Origin of the sequence: Marinagarivorans cellulosilyticus, from assembly GCF_021655555.1 — a bacterium.
Taxonomy (GTDB): Bacteria; Pseudomonadota; Gammaproteobacteria; order Pseudomonadales; family Cellvibrionaceae; genus Marinagarivorans; species Marinagarivorans cellulosilyticus.
In genome coordinates this window covers 663,786-682,547 of record NZ_AP023086.1, presented here as the reverse complement: position 1 = coordinate 682,547, position 18,762 = coordinate 663,786, and the positions used below count along the sequence as shown (strand labels likewise).

Sequence of the window (18,762 nt, the reverse complement as noted above, 5' to 3'; positions counted from 1 at the left end):
CTGCACCTCAACTCCCACAGTTTTCAATTACCCAATAAGGTAATTTATCAATGAATATACTTATTATCGGCGGCGGTGGCCGCGAGCATGCTTTAGCATGGAAAGCCGCACAAAACCCAGCCGTAGAAACTGTTTTTCTAGCGCCAGGTAACGCCGGCACCGAAGGCGACGGTAAATTAAAAAACGTTGAGATCGACGTTTTAGAATTTGAAAAACTCGCCACCTTCGCACAAGAAAATAACGTTGCGCTCAGTATTGTTGGCCCAGAAGTCCCGCTTGTTGATGGTGTTGTAGACTTCTTTCAAGCACGCGATTTAGCCTGCTTTGGCCCCAGCAAGGGTGCAGCCCAGCTAGAGGGTTCCAAAGCCTTCACCAAAGACTTTTTAGCCCGCCACAACATCCCAACCGCCGAATACGAGAAATTCACCGAAGTCGAACCGGCCCTTGCTTACTTGCAAGAAAAAGGCGCGCCTATCGTGATTAAAGCCGACGGCCTTGCCGCGGGTAAAGGCGTGATCGTTGCGATGGATTTAGCCGCTGCCGAAGACGCCGTTAAAGACATGCTCAGTGGCAATGCTTTTGGCGATGCCGGCTGTCGTGTGGTGATTGAGGAGTTTCTAGAGGGTGAAGAAGCAAGCTTTATCGTAATTGCCGACGGCAAAAACGTATTGCCTATGGCCACCAGCCAAGACCACAAGCGCGCAGGCGACGGCGATACCGGCTTGAACACCGGCGGCATGGGCGCCTACTCGCCCGCCCCCGTGGTTACCGCTGAAGTGTACGACCGCGTTATGGAACAGGTCATTATGCCCACCATCAATGGCATGGCCGCAGAGGGCAACACCTATGTAGGCTTTTTGTACGCCGGCTTAATGATTGATAGCACCGGCAACCCCAAAGTGATCGAGTACAACTGCCGCTTTGGCGACCCAGAAACACAGCCCATTATGATGCGCTTGCAATCTGATCTTGTTGATATTTGCCAAGCTGCATTGGCTGGCGACTTAGCCAGCAAAACCACCGAGTGGGACGACCGCCCAGCAGTTGGCGTAGTGTTAGCCGCCGGCGGCTACCCTGGCAGCTACAATAAAGGCGATGTGATCTCTGGCCTGGACGGTTTAGAAACCGCCACCACTAAAGTCTTCCATGCCGGCACCAGCCTAAAAGACGGCAATATTGTAACCAATGGCGGCCGCGTATTATGCGCCACGGCACTTGGCGTCAATGTGACGCAAGCTCAGCAAAATGCTTACGCTGTTGCCAATAAAATCGACTGGAAAGACGTGTATAAACGCAACGATATCGCCTACCGCGCAATTGAGCGCGAACAGCAAAAGTAATCAACCCCTAGCGTTACTTAGCCTACAAAAGCCCGCGTAATCAATGATTCGCGGGCTTTTTTCTTACCCTAACAACGGCCTGTGGTAAGCTCCGCGCTTCTCGCTAAATAACCGTTTCCTATGCCAATCTTTATTCATCTTTTCCACATCCCAAGCTTACTTATTGAAACCCCGCTCCATATTGCCCGAGCAGCCTTAAGCCCAGAAGAAAGCCTAAGCGCCAACAACATTAAGGCCGAGCGCCGTTTACACGAATTCATTTACGGCCGCTATTACCTTAAGCACGCACTGGCAAAACACCTGAATACGCCAGTTGAATCTATCATTTTCAAAAAGCATTCACATGGCAAACTCTATTTAGAAGGCAACCCCACAGCATTTAATTTAACGCACTCGGGGGAGTATCTGGCTTACGCGATCAGTGACGAAGGCGATATTGGTGTGGATATCGAGCACCCCCAACGCAAAATGAGCGACCTAACCAGCATTGCCGAGCGCTACTTCACCCCAGAAGAAAGCCAAGCACTCAATCGCCTGAGCGGCGCGGCCCAAACACAACTGTTTTATAAAATATGGACACTCAAAGAAGCCGCGCTGAAAACCGTAGGCACAGGGATTAGCGCGGGGCTAGATCGCATAAACGCAGAAGCGATGGACCTTAGCCAGCCGCAAACACTCGCTTTGGAACACAGCCGCCATGCACTTTGGTTTGAATACTGGTATCAACCGATGGGTTTTGACAATGTTTTTTTAAGCATTGCACTCGAACCTAAGCTTATAGGCACCCCAAAACCCGACTTCCGCTTAGTTCACGCCAAGCAATAATCAACTTAAATATCACAAGTTAAGCCACGCTATAACCCCCATAGCAAAGATCTATTTGTTTTAAATCTGTAATTTGGTTTTACTATAATTAAATCGTGCCATTCACTTAACGAAGAGGGTTAACATGACAGCAATTAATATTGGAATCAGCGAAGAAAACCGCCTAGCCATTGCCGAGGGCCTAAAACATCTGCTCGCCGATTCGTACACGCTTTATCTACAAACGCATAACTTCCACTGGAATGTTACTGGGCCGCAATTTCGCGAGCTGCACTTAATGTTTGAAGAGCACTACACCGAATTAGCAATAGCGGTAGATGATATTGCAGAACGCATTCGCACCTTAGGTGTGATTGCACCAGGCACCTACAAGGCATTTGCTCAGCTTAGCTCTATTGAGGAAGTCGACGATATACCCGCAGCTGGCGCCATGGTCGACATCCTGACACAAGGGCACGAAGTTGTTGTGCGCACGGCCAGGCAAGTACTAAAAGCAGCGCAAGACGCTGACGATGAATCCACCGCAGCACTGGTATCAGACCGCATGCGCATCCACGAAAAAACAGCCTGGATGCTCCGCGCTACACGTGCTTAAGTGCGTGCAAGTTCGCTAAAAAACGAGTGCCTGCCGCAGCTAACCGTTTCCTCCTATTGAGCGCCGTCGAATATCAATTTCTCCGGCACGCTCAAGCCATCTACGACTTTGCGCTCCTCGACTTTGTGCTTCTCTAAAGCGGCCCTAACAGTCAAGACCAATTTCACTAAGTGGAAGAATATCATCAAGCTTCAGGCTTCTCTTCGTGGTCACTCAAGGTGCCGACAAGATGGAGTCGGAGCACGTAGCCAATCATCTCCTGCACGGGATCGAATCCCAAGCACATGTCGTGGTCTACGTGACCGAGCTTGATGATACTTCATCCTGATTAACCCATTTTCCAAACTTAACGGTTGGGCACCGCCGTTAAAAAGAGTCAATAATTATGGGAATGCGATAAATGTTTTTTCGTTTTTCCAAAGCTTCCACATTAATATTGCCAATTTACGAGCGACTGCCACTTTTGCTTTCGCGGGCCCCTTTCTTTCTTCTAGGGATTGCCCCCAACGCTTAAGCGCGCAATCTCGCCCGAGTGTTAAAAGTACGTGAGCGCCCTCAACAAGGTGCCACCGCAATAAAACATCACCTTCTTTCGTGATCCGCCCTCGGCGCTCCACTTCTCCTGATTGGTATATTCGTGGTGCTAAGCCCAAATAGTCCGCAACCTCTTCCGCGCGATTAAACCTGTGAGGGTCGTCAATCGTTGCCTGATAAGCCGTGCTAATCAGAGGTCCGATACCAGGAATACTCTGTAAACGCTGACTAACAGCATCATCTCGTCCCATTCCATCAACCGCTTTTTTGAGCGCTTTAGCTTTTTTAACAGCAATTTCCCAAGTCTCTAGCATTGCTGCGAGTGACGCTTTTAGACCCGGCGCATATTCTTCACATAGCGCCAAAACCCGCTCAGCGAAAAGTCCTTCACTGACTTGGCCGACCTTAATTCCATGTGAGCGCAGCAACCCTTGGATGGACGACCGAATCATCTTGCTGGTTTTTAGTATCGTTTGCCTTGCTCCCAATATACTTCGCAGCTCCCGCGCCTTTGCACTTTTTCTATGGACCTCGGTATACCAACCGCTTCGCCCAATTTCGGCTAAAGCTTTGGCATCTCGTCGATCCGTCTTTTTCATGCTACTCATTAAATTCTTTGCCGCACGAGCATCAATAATGACTGGCTTTTTGCCGATATCTTCCACGACCCTTGCCGCTGTTTCCGCTAAAGGACTCGCCTCGATAATAACCGTTAGATCATCAAAACCGGCCAGCGCCTCATTCAGCTCAGCCGCTTCTGTTGCAATAACCCGCTCGCGTAATACCTTGCCTTGCTGATCAATAACGCAGATGTTGCTTGATTTGCTTGCTAGATCAATTCCACAGTAATGCATATCAACCTCGCTTAAGTGTAGGGCGCCCTGGCGACCTTTTTTGTTGAGTTACCACTTAGATGAGGGATGGATCCTGCGATTTCAAACAGTGCGATGCCGCTTTATTACATCTCCTGCAAAGTCTAATCTTGCATATCCTTATGCAGGTGCAAAGTCTACCCCCACGCATCCTTGCTGGGGCTGGTCGCTCCACACGTGCTACTGACACGTAAGGGCCTGAGAAATTGATATCCGACGGCTTTATAGCGAGTACGTGGCCTTGTAGTTGGGAAATGGAGTGAGTTTTGGGTGTCCCGAAATATGTTGCTTTCGTAGTTTAAAATCTGACTGCATGCCAAAGAAAGGATGGCCCGACTTCTTGTGGACGAAGCATGCCGTTAACAATTATATCTTTACGTTATTACAATAGCGTCAGACCTCACCAGCACAATGACGGACTGACACCGGTCAAAAAAGAAAATATTTACAAAAAAACTCTAAACTCGTGACCAGATAGGTTGACCACTACACACTGCGGTGTTTACGATATAGTCAAATCTACCAATATAGGTATAGCTATATGAGGCTGGCTTTAGAAATACTCAAAACTATCTTTATCGTCTTTTCAGTGCCTTTTCTCCACGGGTGTGCAGCTAATTGGAAATCGATAAATCATGAATTTGACTATGGTTCTTCTGAAAGACCTGAAGCTATGGGAACTAAGGTTATTAGTATTGATGCTAAACAGCGATTAGCTATTTCAGATGCTGTAGGGCGCTTTTGCTCAGAGCCAAGCCCAGATGCCATGTCTGCCTTGGCCAGTACCTTCGGGCTAAACATTTCCAACCCCACAGATATATCCGGCAACACATCTGGCTCCTCAGCCGAAAGTGCTGCGAGCATTGGTCTTCGAACTCAGTCCATCCAGTTAATGCGCGATGCTATGTATCGCATATGCGAGCTGGAGCGTAATGATGCCCTCGATAAATCAACAGCATTTCTTCTACATTCCGGTTATCAGGATGTGATGATTGCACTGCTATCGATAGAGCAGCTAACGGGTGTTGTGCGAGCACCAGCCGTTACTTTAAACACAGCAACAACAGGCAGCGTTAGTCAAAATATTAAGGATTTAACAGAACTCGAGGAAAGCATCCAAGCTTCCTTAGAAACAAAAATTAAAGACCAAACAAAAGTGGAAGTAGCAATTGCGCAATTAGAGAAGGAAAAGGCATCTGCCGAGAAAACGAAGAGCGATATGGCTCAAGAGAGCGATCCCCAAGATGAGCAAAGCTTTGAAGCTATAAATCAGATTATTGCAGATAAGACGACAGCATTGGAAAAAGAGCAGGTGAAACTAGGCTTAGTTAATGACGAAATCACGTCGATAAAGGCTCAACTCGAACTGGTTAAAGATACTAAGTCAGTGCACCAAACTATTGCGACATCTGCTTCAGGCGGAGGAACCATTCAACAAGAGTCGGATGCTAGTAAACTGTCCAAAGAAGCTACAGAAAGAGTGGCAGAAAGCGTCGAAAAAATTGCTATAGCTGCATTAGAGCGAGAAAGGGTTTTACCCGCGTGCATACTTTTCATTACAGGAGAAACAGAAAGACTTGCTCGACAAAGAGCGGAAATAAACGCGCAACGATTAGCTCAAACTTCAAAAGACAAAAGCGCTGATCAGGAAAATGTTTTGGCAAAAATAGAACAAACCCTACAAAAGACAGAAAGCTCTGTAAAAGAAGCTTCTGACTTATGCAGGGAATATATGAGGTCAAGGCCACAAAGCACAAAAGAGTAGTAGTGAGTTACCATATCGCTGGAACCAAAGAGGACACTCACTCTAAAAAACAATTAAAACTACCCGCCTTTTGTATCAGAGAAAACAGCATTTTTCAGATAAGGCTTTAGGATCACAATCTTATGATCGCTGGTTATCAATAATTCACCAATAGAACAACAAGCTATATATCCAAGCAGCTTTGAGCATAGCCGCGTGAGAAAAGTGAGAGGGAAGTGAGGCGGCTGATCAGCCAAATAACGACTGGCGGCGCCGCCGATTAGGGGCCCGCTGGTAACCCATGGCGAGAGCGGCACTCTCGATATGATCGCCGGTCCCCACAAAGGTCTTAGTGTTCTTTTCGACGGCGCGGGCCAGCTCTAACCAGCTATCCGGCTCGATACTTAGGCGATCGATAATCGAGGGTAAAGTTGAGACGATATGGCCTCGTTGACGCGCAGGATTGACTAATCCAGCGGTTGCATAGATGCAATGGAGCTGGGCATCATCACGCATTAGCCTGCGACGTGAAGGGAATCACTAATGCAGCGGGAGCAGGATGCTCTGGAACTGCCCGTCCAATCCACCAATTCTATATGTAAACGGCCAGAATTTAGAGAGTGTGTCCTGTTAGTTCCGCATCTGTTAAATCAGATGCCGAAGGAAAATTGCAGCCTGGATGAGCTTGTGCCTTGGCGTTTTAACAAAGCTTAAAAGGTGGGGTTGGCGAGACGTTTACCTTTTGGGGTAGCTCGTATTTGGCTTTCTTTAGCGCGAAGCGGGGGATGAGCCGTATGATAGCCCCAACCTAAGCCGAATCTCCGAGAGCGAGACATTTTTATATGACTATTCCTATTTCACTCCGTGCTATCACGCTCAGTGCTGTAAACTCATGCCGAGCATTAGATTTTAAAATGAAAAAGCTAGACTCTTAGCAAGGCTGCATCGAATTTTCACACAGGCTAATTACAAGCTGCACAGGGGAAAGGATGTTTGAGAAATACGACATAAACAAAGATAGATTGGTCTTAGCAATTTTTGTCACTATTGCAGTAATGATTCTCTTAATACTCGCCTATCAATTAACTACTGCCAAGGTACCTCAGATAGCTACTTACATCCAAAACTGGATTACAACGCCTGTTTTGACTTTGATAACTTTAGTGTCATTCTTAATCGCTTTAGGTTTGAAAAGCGTATTGGGAGAATTGTATGGTATAAAGCCAAAAACAATCGATTCCAATGTGCAGCCTACAACAGAACAAAATGAGTTTATTTACGTTGTTTTTGGAACAGGGGGAGCAGGAAAAACCTGCTTTATTGACTACTTATCTGACCGAGAATACCGAGACACAGAAATCACCGAAAAGCCAGATGAAAAATATACGTTTCATGTATCAATTAAAGGAAAGGAGTTTAAATGCAGCTCCCTAGACTACGAGGGGCAAAAACCGAATACACTTATAAAAAAACTAAAGGAACTAGAAAATCATAAAAAAGTGACAGATCTATTTCTAGTGCTATCTTTTTATGAGCCTAAAGCGGAGATAAAGGAGAAAGCATATAAAGTTAACAAGCCGGCCAGCGAAAAGCTCAAAAAGAAAAACCTAGACAACCAATACATCGAGCAACTTGACACATTCAATTCCACACTCCTTGAACTGCTGTTTAATGAGTGCAGATCCATAAAAAAAATATATATCATTATTAATCAGATCGATCTTTTTTTGGATCTAGGAAAACCTTTAGCTATAAAAAACTTTGCAATAAACCATCATAGAAACACAATAAATCGCATCGGAAAAATTGTAGATCAAACGAGCCTAGTAAAGAAAGATTGCTTTGAATACAGGTACATATCTCTAAAAGAAAGGAAGGAAATAAAAAAAGAAAAAAACCGTTGGGAATATACCAAGCTGACTTTAAGGCAGGATCTAAGAGCTGGGCGAGGCGCTTAATATTATGAAAAGCCGAAATTCGATAAGAGCTGAAAAATCAATAGAGGATCAATATTTTGAGAGCGACCATAGAGCAATACCAAGAAATTACTTTTACATTTCACTGGCCGTCAGCGCACTATTGATTGCCGCCTCTTTTATCTATGCCTTTTCATTCAGCCAATCTCAAAAAGAACTAGAGAGTAGCAAAGCAAGGACCATCTCAGACAAAGATCTAATAGGGGAGCAGCAAGAACGCCTATCAAGCCTTGAGTTAGTGAATGACAAACTATCTAATCAACTGGAAAAGCTTCAGCTTCAATTAGAGGGAAACAAAGCCAGCAACCAACAAATCATTCAAAATCTAAGAAAAGAAAATGAAGGTCTCAAAAAACTATCGAACTCTATGAAATATGAAAAGATCGCCGTAGGGAAATGGGTTTATATTGGCTTATATAGAGACGGAGAATGGGTTGTCGGTAAGGAAATATCATTAAACCTGACGGGAGACTCAATGAGCTCTCAGCTCGATGAATTAATTGGAAGGAGCTGGAAAATTAAGGAACGATATCAGATTCGAGAAAACAACAATAGCAATAAAGACTCTCACCGGTACTTTAGCACACAACCCAATGATGTTGTCATATTTTCTGAGTATTCTTATAATCCAGAAACATTCGAGGTCTGGGGGAGAATTGAGACCTATGCGCAATAAGAGAAGAATCTGGCGGAATTTGTAGGCAACCCCGCGTGAGTCCATGCCGCAAGGTTTGTCGTTTCAATTAACAGATTATATTGAGTTGGTAGATTGGTTGGGTAAGGTGCTGCGGGTGGACAAGCGCGGTGCGATTAATGCTGGTTTACCACCAATCCTCGAGAGTTTAGGCATTGAGCCGGATAATTGGATCTCGTTAACCAAAGCCTTTGAGGAGAATACAAAAACCTTTGTCGGCTCCGACGGTTCCATCGAAAGGGCCGCGCTCCAAATGGGTTATAAACGCACACCTCACCAGCAGCGATGTAAATCGCTATTTGGTTAACCCACCTTTGTATTCACATTCCTCGGCAGCGCTCAACCATCCCCATCTATATAACGGATTGTTTTTATGGGGCTGTGCTAATAGCCTAAGTAAATAAAGCGACGTTGTTGTGCTTAATTTCACTACTTTTTGGACAAAAGATTTGAGTGAGTGTCCTGCTTTATTAAAACGGAAAACACTATAAAGCCGTTATTTGACGGCTCAATACACTCCAAAGTCTGAAACTCAATGACACTCAGCTTTTGATCTTTTTAACGGCGACTGTCCTGTATTAGCTCTCTGCAACCCCTTCCTACCGTGAGCTCTAGAGCAGTATTAACTTTCCATTAGCCCATGTTATACCTCATTCGATAGTGATTGGCGCAACGCGGTGGCACATGCCAATACCCGCGCAGGGTAAGTATTGGCAGTGGGTGATTGATAAGATACGCTATGAACAACATGCTTGGTTAGACGATGATGCGTGTTAAACACCGTCATTTCTTAAGAACCTCCATAATACTACGTCCAATCAGTCACTTGTATGCAAGGACCCTTTATGAATTCTACTGACAGTAAAAAAAATCCTATGAGATTAACAATAACCAATAATCGGGGACACCCAAAACAAAAAACTGTTGAATCAATAGGTTAGTATTCCTTGGGTCTAACCCTCAACACAAAAAGCCGCTAAAGCTTAACTGCCTTAGCGGCTTTTTTGTTTCTTATTGTCAATTTAGAGCGCCACCTAATCCGCCCACCATCATATTGCGACATCGTCTGTTGGAAATCTCGGCTTATGCTGTTTGCAGTAAATTGGGACACCCCAAACACTCCGCCAACTGCTGGGCGAATATATCACAGGCGTTTTTTTTGTTACGCCGATAATTCAAGATGGTTATTTGATTAACGTAGGTTTGGATGGTGTTATTTACGGACAGCCGCTATCGAAATAATACTCTTGTTGTTTAGTGGGGCATATAGGGTGCACTGCCGCCGGTGAAAGTGGGGCACGTTGGCCTTCTAACACCGAAAATAATTCCCTCTAACGCTAACAGTGAATACACATCGTGAGCGACGATACGCCCCTCAATTCAGCTAGCTTGGCCCACTGCACAGCACCGCAAAAGCTGGCCACGTGGCCACCTAACACAACCACCAATATTAGCGCCAAACAATAAAAAAGGGGCTTCAAAAAGCCCCCTCCTACACATGTGATCAACAACTACGCCCTACTCACCCGCCACCTTAGTAAGGTAAAACTGATAGGCGCGGTTGGCGATTTGGTGGCCGATGTTCTGCCCGGCTGGTACTGAGTCTGCAAAATGCACACCGGCCCATACCCGGCTATTACCACAGTCGTCTTCAAAATCCGTCCAGGTCGGGAAGTGCAGCATCAAATCAGCTTGCGGAGTGATACCCGGCTCAATTTGAGAGCTACCCGCAAAGGCTGGCACGCTGTAATCTAAGCTATCGCCTTGCGGCAAGAACAAACGGCTGGTTTCTGCGTGAGCGGCGCAGAAGCTCGCAGAGGCCGATGGGTACTCTGGATGATCGGCCACAGGTAAATAACTAGTCCACTGGCTTGCCGGCAAATCATGCACTGTACCTTTGCCAACGCCACCCCATGCTGTCACCGGGCGATCTCTATAGATGTAGCGTACCGCCGAGAACGGACGCACAGAGTTATGGCGACGCTTTTCTTTCCAGACGGCAATGGCCGTATCAAATGCCGCCATATTGGTCAGAAAATCATAATGAATAAAATCCATTAACGACAAACCTTGAGACTGTGATGCAAAGATAGCTGCAAAACCTAGGCTGAATATTTTCATATCAAATAATTCAGCTTTCATTTTTTGCTCATCCGTCAAATTCGCTGAAGTATCCAGCACATCATCCACTTGACCAACATAATCACGGCGATTCCAAATCTTAGATTTGCGTGGGACTGGCGCACGAAACTCATGCGTAGATTCATAGCTATAAGGCGTAGTCAATGCAATTTGCGGAGTCACGAATTGTTGCACCCGATAAACCCCAGGGCGCTCCATCACCACAGCAGGCTGCCACTTGGATGGAAAGCGCAATTTATAGGCGCTATTCGCAGGTTTGAAATTCGTGTAATCGGCGTAAGGCATGCGGTGATAGTCTTGATCCCCCTCATTACCCAACTGATTCATACCATCATTAAGGCGCCCCTCTAGTACCTTGCGGCCAGAATAATTACCAATGCCAATGGGTGAGCTCAGATCTTCTGACAAGTCACTTGAGTCTAGGCCGAGCTCTGCAAGCATAGCGTCCCACTCGGCTGCACGGTGAGGAAACAATCCACTCAATACTTTGTGAGATGCGTAGGACAACGCAATATTCAGCTCAGTGTTGTCAGCCGGTGCTGGGCGCTGCGGGATATCTGAATACACGCCCTTAGCGGTTGGATGATAAGGCGCTGTAGCATCGAACCACGAGTTAGTAATCATGGTGGTAAAGCGGAGCACTAAAGTAGCATCGTTTGCTGCTGGCGATACTTCAAAAATCGCACACGCTGCGCTTGGAATAATATTCTGTACTGCCGCATTACAGACACCTAAATCTGCCGCCGTACATTTAGGTGGTAAAGGCACGTTGGCCAACTGGGGGCAGGATGCTGCACTCACCTGCCAGCTAGCCGCAATCACCATCCCCAGAGCACTCTTTATTACGCGTTTATAGACTCGTTTGTTTAGCATGTTCAATCCTATCGCTATTTATTAATCTGCCTTTTAGCAACGCCAGGTCACCTCAAGGCAATACCTGATTACACACAAACATCGGTACCACTCCATATACCCCACTCCATGAATCATTAGATAAACCCAATATAGGCTCTATTTTGGTGCCGAGATTAGGTCATAAGCCGCTAGAACAAGCAATATTGGCGTGCGTTAAAAAAAGGAATTTTACGACAGACGATTAAGCCATAGTCGCCTATGCCACCGACTCTTGAACAACTAAAAGCTATCAAAACGAAAAAAATGCGTAGCTTCTGTTCATATCCTCGCTCGATCGAATACCTGACATCCGAATGTCTGGGCACTCACTCAAATCTTTTCCCCAAAAAGCAGAATAGCCCTGCAACCCTTAGCCATCACCAAGTTACCAAGCACAACAACGCCACTTTATTCGCTTAGGCTATCATTACAGCCCCATCAGAAAAATCCGTTACATTGATGGGGATGGTTGAGTGCTGCCAGCGAGAGTGAATACAAAGGAGGTTGACCAAATAGCGATTTACATCGCTGCCGGTTAGGGGTGCGCTTATAACCCAACTAAAGCGCGGCGATACGCGTTTTTAGCATGCCTGTCACGCTTTATTCTAGCCACTCACCAACGCCACTTAGAGATCAAGGTTCACACAATTACAAAATTTAACAGACTCCTTAATGGGAGCCGTGTAGGTTACGCAAAAGCCATTTTGACTTGCAAAAAGGACAAACGATGAACGCACGCATTACAGCACTACTTGCAACAGCCTGCCTGCTATCCGCCTGTGACGGCAGCGATATTAAAGTGACAATCGAAACCCGCTCTTCCAGTAGCGAAGTCCAATCGTCAGCACAGAGCAGCTCTAGCGTGATGAGTTCCGTGGTCGCCTCAAGCTCATCAAGCCCGTCGCATCAAGATGCACTTGAAGAACTTGCCTACCACCGCGCAGCCTGGCAACGCTATAGCGCAGGGCATTATCAATATGAGTTTTACATTGACTGCTTTTGCTTTGGGCGCGATGACTTTTTGGTGGAGTGGCGTGATGGCGACATGGTTGGTCGCAGCCCCATCGGTGATGAAGCAATCCCAGTCATTGACAATATCAACCCTCGCATCCCAGCCCTGTTTGACACTATCGAGTCGGCCATTAGAGCGGGGAATTTAACGGAGGTCAGTTACAACCCTCAATACGGCTACCCCGAACGCGTAGTGATCGACCCATTACCCGGCGCCGCAGATGACGAGTCGAGCTATCGCATTACCCATTTTGTCGTCGTGCAAAGCAGCTCTTCGAGCAGCTCGGAGCCACCCACTCTGAGCGACACTGAAAAAGCCGAACGCCTTGCAGAGCGCGATAAAGCATCGGTAACCTGGAGCAATCACCAATATCGAAGCTACCAATACCAGCTTGGCGATTATGGCAACTGCATTGTCGGGTTTAATAATTGCAACGGCGTTTACGACTACACCTTTACTACATTTGGCGTTGTTGACTCTGGAGAGGCCACACTTGGCTTTGGCAAAAGCATCAGTGATGATTTTGGATACATTTTTAAAGGCGGGCGTACGCTCGATAGCCGCGCCAACCTGAGCGATAGCTTTGTCACTATCCCTACCTATTCCATCAGCTATTCAAAAGAAGGAATAGGTAGCTGGAGCTACTCCTACCCTGACCGCTCCGATGATGACTACGGAAGGGATGAGCTGCTTTCGATCGAATTCTTTGATGAGCTAGAAGCCACCCGCCAAACCCAGGCGGCCAACTGGCTAGCCAGTAAACCCGACGGTGAATACTCCTACACACTGACCGTAGATTGCGATTGTTATTACGATGGCAGTCACCGCATTGTGGTCACTGATAATGGTGTTAGCGCAGCACCGTTAAGCGCAACACACCGCATGCCCGATAATCTAATGACTATCGATGCGCTCTTTGAGCTTTTGGAAAACGCTTATAGCGAACCCTCTGATTACATTGACGTAACTTACAACCAAGACCGTCACTTCCCCGAGACCATCACCTTCAACCCGACGCTTCCACGCAGTACAAGCAACGCCACCTATACCATAAACGCGTTGACTGATCGCTATACCCTTAACTATGCTTCAAAGGCACTCGCCCAATGGCGCATGGCGAGCGATAGTTACTTTGAATACCGCTTTGAAAGCAAAGAATTCAGCATCAACCTTTATCACTATTTAATTAGCGCGCTGGGTCGCACACACCAAATACAAAGCATCTTAAACGATAGTGAAACACCACCCATCGCGGCGAATATTGAACAGGTGTACCAGACCATTTTCGAGTATAGCGACGCTCGCGATATTGAGTTTCAAGCCAATACCCATGGCGTACCCACCGAAGTGAGAATTCACCCAGCCGACAGAGTGCCTGGCGATTACCTGCAATACCTTATCTCAAACTTTCAATGGCTAACTTCTACCGACAGCAGCACAGTAGATGATATGCAGCGCATGTGGGAAAGCGGCGCGATCAATAACTATATAATGACTGTTAATGTTAGTTGCTTTTGCATAGTGGAGGGCCCAGTTGAGGTCGAAGTGCGAGACGGCACCATTGTCAGAGCCTATGCAGAAAGGCTCGAGAGAGAGCTCACCGAACAAGAGCGCAGCTGGCGCATTTACACGATTAAGGGACTCTTTGATGAGATCAAGGCAACCCTCACTCAAGAGCGAACCGCTGAAGTCCTATTTAATCGCGAGCACTATTACCCGCAACTGGTCGTAATAGACCGCGAGGGCCAAGCGGTTGATGCCGGCTTCAATCTTGAGATCACAAATTTCAAGGCACTTGATTAAGCCGCATTCGCGCAGCTTAACTATTCACGAAACCTGCTGAGGGTGAAAAACTCACCCTCAGTAGCACCAAAAAACCCCTTGCGCCTACATTACGGGCGATGATCTTGGGAGAGATTCGAGCTTGATTCCACAGGATGGGCACCAGCCATTCGCTATGCGCCTGATTACCTAATTTTGTATCATCCAGTGCCTAAAACTTTTTGGGCCCATTATTTCTACGCCGATAGGTATTACGGGAGCGGCAGTCGCTTCAGGCATATATCGTATCCTTACCCAAGCCCCTGCCCTTACTGGAATGAGTTTTGGGTGTCCCGAAACATGTGCGAAATATGTGACCAGCTTTTGTGTGTAAGTGACTGGTTAACGGCGGCTTTGTTCGTTCGGAGAATATGGCATAGTTGAAAAATTGATTTTGCCAAATAGGCGGCAAATAAAGTAACCTGAATAGCGACCCCCTCAGCATCCCCGTAGTTTCTTGATGATCAATTTGCAACTAAGGAGTTTTACATTGTTGAATACGCTAAGAATTGCCGGCTCGTTGATGGCTCTGCTTTTTTACGGATGTGCGAATGCGCCTACCCCCACCGATTTGCAAGTACAAGCCAACACTCCAATGCAAAGAGTCGTTATAGACTCTACACAAATTTTTACCGTTTACTCTCCCTCGTTAGATCAAGATTTTCGCATCCAGGCGAAGCTTCCTGCCAGCTTTGGCCAAACGCCTATTAAAAATTATCCGGTGATTATTAAAGTTGATGGCCAGTGGGATTTTCCCTTAGCGGCCAATGCGTTTAATTGTCTATATTTTGATGGCCAAATTCCAGAAACAGTCATCATTGGCATTGACTGGGGTACCATCGAAGGTGATGTGCATGCAATTCGTGCCCGCGACCTTTTACCGGGGCCAGTGCCGCAATATGCCAATAGTGGGCACGCCAAAAAATTTGTTGATGTAATTGCTAGTGACATAATTCCTGAGCTTGAGAAGCGCTTTCCGTTAAATGGCCAACGCTTTTTATTGGGTGGGTCTTGGGGGGCAACATTTGCGACCTATGGGCTACTCCAGCGGCCAGATATCTTTGACGGTGCAATCGCCATAGCGGGGGATTACAGCCCAGGGCGTGATGCGGTGCAAAAACGCATCGAGTATTTGGCAAACACAAGCGATTTGGTAGGTAAGCGCCTCTATATTGGTGTTGGGAGCTGGGACCCCGTCGTTCCTGGTGTACTTGAACTGACCGACTCGCTTAAAAAAGCAAACTTAAACGGCTTTGATTTACAACTAGAAAAGTTAGATGGCTTTGGCCATTCAGGTATGAACTTACCGGGTTACGCCGGAGGCTACCAGCATATGTTTAAGCGGGCGAAGCTGGATCTACCTAAGGATGTACTGCAAGGGTTTGAGGGCAAGTACGTCAACGAAAATGACGAAAGCGACAGTTTTACGATAACAATTGGCAACGAGGGTTTAATCGCAACTACGGCGCAAGGTCAAGTCACTCACCTGTTGGCTAAAACCGAAAACCGTTTTTATCACCCAGGTGTTTTTGTTGATTTTTACTTGGGTCACGGTAAAGCCGAAGTAGAAACATTTTTTGGAAAAAATAATTATCTAAAGCAGTAAGCCGACTAATTACTATAATAATTTAGAATTCTAACAATTATTAATCTAGGCAAGTTTAATTTCGACAAGGTACGGGGCTGACGGCTGGACGCCCTAGGCCCGCAAGACCACTTATGGAAACGAAGTCACCAGGTGAGTTTAGGGTGTCCCGAAATATGCCGATCGTTTTTTGCCCAGATTTTAGAGTGTATGCCCCCCTAAGTTGACCATATCCTGTTTGCGAGATGCCTGTCCTAGTGCGTCGTCGCCAGCCCCTTCAATCCCAATTTACGTACTTTTACGCATGTACCACACAGCACGAGCACAATATAGTGACTGTGAAATCGTTACTAGAGTGATGCTCCCTAGTTCCAATGAAAAATTGCAACTTCTAGACCCCAACGTTGCATTAGATTTTGAGTTCAAGAGCTTATAGAGTGGCATTTATAGCGTTGAACGGAGATTTTTTTTGGATTGACACTAGTCACTCTAGGTGAGATCCAGAAAAATTGAGTACGACGTTAGAAATACTGCCATAGAAGCAGCGAAGCGATCCTGGGCCAAAAGTTAATGCAACGTTAGGGTAGATATATCAATAGAACAGGCATCGTTAAAACAATAAACTTGGATAGAGCTTATATCAATGAAAATTACTTATTTGGCAGCTTCTCTATTGTTACTAATAACCGGATGTACAGGGAGTTCAACGCCCATCTCTATAAGTGACGAGCCGGCAGACCCTACTTATACCATCGACAATCCGCGTACAATCCAAGCATTTGAAGAAATGTCTGTAATATTAAATAAAGGAACAGCATTAGCATGGGGAAAAGCTAAAGATCTTAAAAGTATTGATAATTTACACGCACTCATAAAAAGCATTGCAATAGACACAGACGGTAAAATTATCTTTCTCCAAAACGACCCCAATCTCGAAGAACTATTGCACAACGTCGTATCAACCTCGATAAAATATATTGACTGGAAATTAGAGCGTTATTCTAGCGAGGGGCGCTTTGTTGCAGTGACTGAAACAGGAGAACTTATTGGAGGGCCAATATCACCGCCACTAATGCAAGGGAAATACGTATCTACAGCACTATCCGCAAACTCCTCTATTGCGTTAAGAGAGGATGGCTCTGTATTTCAGTGGGATCAAGATGGAAACGAAGCCTGGCAAGTTGCACCAGATTCTGGCCGAATTGTTAAAATAGCTGCAGGCGATAAACATTTTATAGCACTCTTCGAGGATGGGCGCGTTGCAACTTGGCGCGACATTCGAAAAGGTATAAACCTAGGGTGCGGTCTTTTATCACCATGCCCTGACTACCGCCCCCCCAAGCCCAACTTTACCCCACCATACATCACACCCTCATACTTAACACTGTTGACAGGTGCTATTGACATTAGCGCCTCGGACAATGTCAATGCTGTAGTTCTAGCCGACGGCTCGGTTCAATTTTGGGGCGAATACTCGGAAGATTTTATTCCTCCTGTCGAATTATCGGATATTGTAGAAATATCTATTTCTGGCGTGGGAGGATATGGTAAATCTGGTGACTACGGAACAACAGACACGCAAGGTATCGCGAAGACAACTTCTGGAGAAATAGTAACATGGGGAGGAATTGGCATTGCCACAAAAAATGCTAGCGAACTTTCGAATATAGAAAAGATCGCTCCCAATTTTGGCTGGTTAACCCAAGACGGAAAACTATTTAATTATGCCACTGCCTACACCCGAAAAATTAAAATAGACGACAATCAAACATATGACCCAATCATTGCTGTAACTCAGCGCCAGTTAAAAATAGGAGTCCTAGAGGGTGAAAGCGGCAATGTTTATGTCGAAACTCCGACACATTGGACGGAGCGCGGTTATGACTACACCTTAACAACTTTTGAAGAGGTACTTAGCTATTCCACTAATGCAGAAATCATCGCATACACCAACAGGCCGGGAGAGCTCCATCACTACCCAGATTCGAACTCGCTATGGGAAGATGCTTTTAGCAGAATATCTTTCGAGCCAACCATAAATAAAATATCTCTAAGCGATCATCATGCACTCGCATTATTGAATGACCACAGTGTAATCTCTTGGGGGATAAATATTGAGTTTGGAGAAAATAAAGTACCAGAATTTAACGATGAGATTATAGATATCTTTGCAGGCAATGGCTTTAGCATAGCTTTAACAAAAAACGGTCGAATCATTTATTGGGGGAAAGACGAAAAGTTAATATCAGAAAGGTTTTACCTATTCCCTCCCATAAAAGCAATTGGCAGTAATGGTTACGCGTTAATCACGAAAAATAATGAGCCTATCCTGTGGAACAGCGACATAGCTACCCCTAAAGATTTAGGCCCAATAAAAGACGCTATCGTTGAGCAAGGTATTGTCTATGCACTGACAACAGACAATCGCATACGAGCATGGAGTGAAAACAATTCTTTTAATATCGGCAAAGAAATCTATGAATCAATACGGTTCAGTCAAGTCAATTGACATTAACACAAACATAAATAATCGGGGACCAAAACTCCGTGTGCAAATTATCGCGACGAGGCCCGCATAGGCTTCGCCATCGACCCCGCCTCTCATAATCTATTCCTCGAAAGAACCGGCCACCCGCTCACATCCGACGGTCCAGAATTTAGAGTATGTGCCCCTCTAATTCCTCATCCGCTTAGCTTCCCAATACATCAAGCAAGCCAATATTAGCAA

At 45.9% G+C, this 18,762-nt stretch carries 13 protein-coding genes; 10 read left to right on the top strand and 3 right to left on the bottom strand.

Features of this window, described 5'->3' with window-relative positions; all coding sequences use genetic code 11:
- The first annotated feature begins 50 nt into the window (after positions 1-50).
- From purD to MARGE09_RS02565, 3 genes are all read left to right on the top strand, one after another.
- A complete protein-coding gene (gene purD / locus MARGE09_RS02575; RefSeq protein WP_236985798.1) occupies positions 51-1,340 on the top strand; it encodes a phosphoribosylamine--glycine ligase in 1,290 nt (429 codons plus the stop codon).
- A gap of 120 nt (positions 1,341-1,460) precedes the next feature.
- Positions 1,461-2,165 (top strand): 4'-phosphopantetheinyl transferase family protein, encoded by a 705-nt coding sequence (locus MARGE09_RS02570; protein WP_236985797.1) that lies wholly within the window; start codon positions 1,461-1,463, stop codon positions 2,163-2,165.
- A gap of 124 nt (positions 2,166-2,289) precedes the next feature.
- Positions 2,290-2,760: a Dps family protein gene (locus MARGE09_RS02565; protein ID WP_236985796.1), complete on the top strand. Its 471-nt coding sequence runs from the start codon at positions 2,290-2,292 to the stop codon at positions 2,758-2,760.
- 383 nt (positions 2,761-3,143) lie between these two features.
- Here MARGE09_RS02565 and MARGE09_RS02560 read toward each other — a convergent pair whose 3' ends face one another.
- Complete coding sequence (locus MARGE09_RS02560; protein ID WP_236985795.1) at positions 3,144-4,148, bottom strand: IS110 family RNA-guided transposase; 1,005 nt, start codon at positions 4,146-4,148, stop codon at positions 3,144-3,146.
- Between the two features lie 559 nt (positions 4,149-4,707).
- Here MARGE09_RS02560 and MARGE09_RS02555 point away from each other — a divergent pair.
- From MARGE09_RS02555 to MARGE09_RS02540, 4 genes are all read left to right on the top strand, one after another.
- Complete coding sequence (locus tag MARGE09_RS02555; RefSeq protein WP_236985794.1) at positions 4,708-5,931, top strand: hypothetical protein; 1,224 nt, start codon at positions 4,708-4,710, stop codon at positions 5,929-5,931.
- A gap of 968 nt (positions 5,932-6,899) precedes the next feature.
- Positions 6,900-7,868 carry a GTPase domain-containing protein gene (locus MARGE09_RS02550; protein ID WP_236985793.1) on the top strand — a complete coding sequence of 323 codons (969 nt, stop codon included), beginning with the start codon at positions 6,900-6,902 and terminating at the stop codon, positions 7,866-7,868.
- A 4-nt stretch (positions 7,869-7,872) separates the two neighbouring features.
- Entirely contained in the window at positions 7,873-8,562 is a 690-nt protein-coding gene (locus MARGE09_RS02545; protein ID WP_236985792.1) for a hypothetical protein, read from the top strand.
- Between the two features lie 43 nt (positions 8,563-8,605).
- A complete protein-coding gene (locus MARGE09_RS02540; RefSeq protein ID WP_236985791.1) occupies positions 8,606-8,887 on the top strand; it encodes a hypothetical protein in 282 nt (93 codons plus the stop codon).
- 336 nt (positions 8,888-9,223) lie between these two features.
- On the opposite strand, the gene MARGE09_RS02535 is transcribed toward MARGE09_RS02540, so the two are convergent.
- Positions 9,224-9,367, bottom strand: a complete 144-nt coding sequence (locus MARGE09_RS02535; protein ID WP_236985790.1) for a hypothetical protein — start codon at positions 9,365-9,367, stop codon at positions 9,224-9,226.
- Between the two features lie 731 nt (positions 9,368-10,098).
- Positions 10,099-11,595 (bottom strand): vanadium-dependent haloperoxidase, encoded by a 1,497-nt coding sequence (locus MARGE09_RS02530; RefSeq protein WP_236985789.1) that lies wholly within the window; start codon positions 11,593-11,595, stop codon positions 10,099-10,101.
- 748 nt (positions 11,596-12,343) lie between these two features.
- Here MARGE09_RS02530 and MARGE09_RS02525 point away from each other — a divergent pair.
- The 3 genes from MARGE09_RS02525 (at position 12,344) to MARGE09_RS02515 (ending at position 18,543) form a co-directional block, all read left to right on the top strand.
- A complete protein-coding gene (locus MARGE09_RS02525; protein ID WP_236985788.1) occupies positions 12,344-14,431 on the top strand; it encodes a DUF6174 domain-containing protein in 2,088 nt (695 codons plus the stop codon).
- 511 nt (positions 14,432-14,942) lie between these two features.
- Positions 14,943-16,055 carry an alpha/beta hydrolase gene (locus tag MARGE09_RS02520; protein ID WP_236985787.1) on the top strand — a complete coding sequence of 371 codons (1,113 nt, stop codon included), beginning with the start codon at positions 14,943-14,945 and terminating at the stop codon, positions 16,053-16,055.
- 622 nt (positions 16,056-16,677) lie between these two features.
- A complete protein-coding gene (locus MARGE09_RS02515) occupies positions 16,678-18,543 on the top strand; it encodes an RCC1 domain-containing protein (protein ID WP_236985786.1) in 1,866 nt (621 codons plus the stop codon).
- The last annotated feature ends 219 nt before the right edge of the window (positions 18,544-18,762 follow it).

Bases quoted from the DNA above. Each gene is read 5' to 3' on its own strand.
- MARGE09_RS02515 (WP_236985786.1), top strand. From the start codon at position 16,678: ATGAAAATTACTTATTTGGCAGCTTCTCTATTGTTACTAATAACCGGA.
- MARGE09_RS02535 (WP_236985790.1), bottom strand. From the start codon at position 9,367: ATGACGGTGTTTAACACGCATCATCGTCTAACCAAGCATGTTGTTCAT.
- purD (WP_236985798.1), top strand. From the start codon at position 51: ATGAATATACTTATTATCGGCGGCGGTGGCCGCGAGCATGCTTTAGCA.
- MARGE09_RS02570 (WP_236985797.1), top strand. From the start codon at position 1,461: ATGCCAATCTTTATTCATCTTTTCCACATCCCAAGCTTACTTATTGAA.
- MARGE09_RS02540 (WP_236985791.1), top strand. From the start codon at position 8,606: ATGCCGCAAGGTTTGTCGTTTCAATTAACAGATTATATTGAGTTGGTA.
- MARGE09_RS02555 (WP_236985794.1), top strand. From the start codon at position 4,708: ATGAGGCTGGCTTTAGAAATACTCAAAACTATCTTTATCGTCTTTTCA.
- MARGE09_RS02565 (WP_236985796.1), top strand. From the start codon at position 2,290: ATGACAGCAATTAATATTGGAATCAGCGAAGAAAACCGCCTAGCCATT.
- MARGE09_RS02530 (WP_236985789.1), bottom strand. From the start codon at position 11,595: ATGCTAAACAAACGAGTCTATAAACGCGTAATAAAGAGTGCTCTGGGG.
- MARGE09_RS02560 (WP_236985795.1), bottom strand. From the start codon at position 4,148: ATGCATTACTGTGGAATTGATCTAGCAAGCAAATCAAGCAACATCTGC.
- MARGE09_RS02525 (WP_236985788.1), top strand. From the start codon at position 12,344: ATGAACGCACGCATTACAGCACTACTTGCAACAGCCTGCCTGCTATCC.
- MARGE09_RS02545 (WP_236985792.1), top strand. From the start codon at position 7,873: ATGAAAAGCCGAAATTCGATAAGAGCTGAAAAATCAATAGAGGATCAA.
- MARGE09_RS02550 (WP_236985793.1), top strand. From the start codon at position 6,900: ATGTTTGAGAAATACGACATAAACAAAGATAGATTGGTCTTAGCAATT.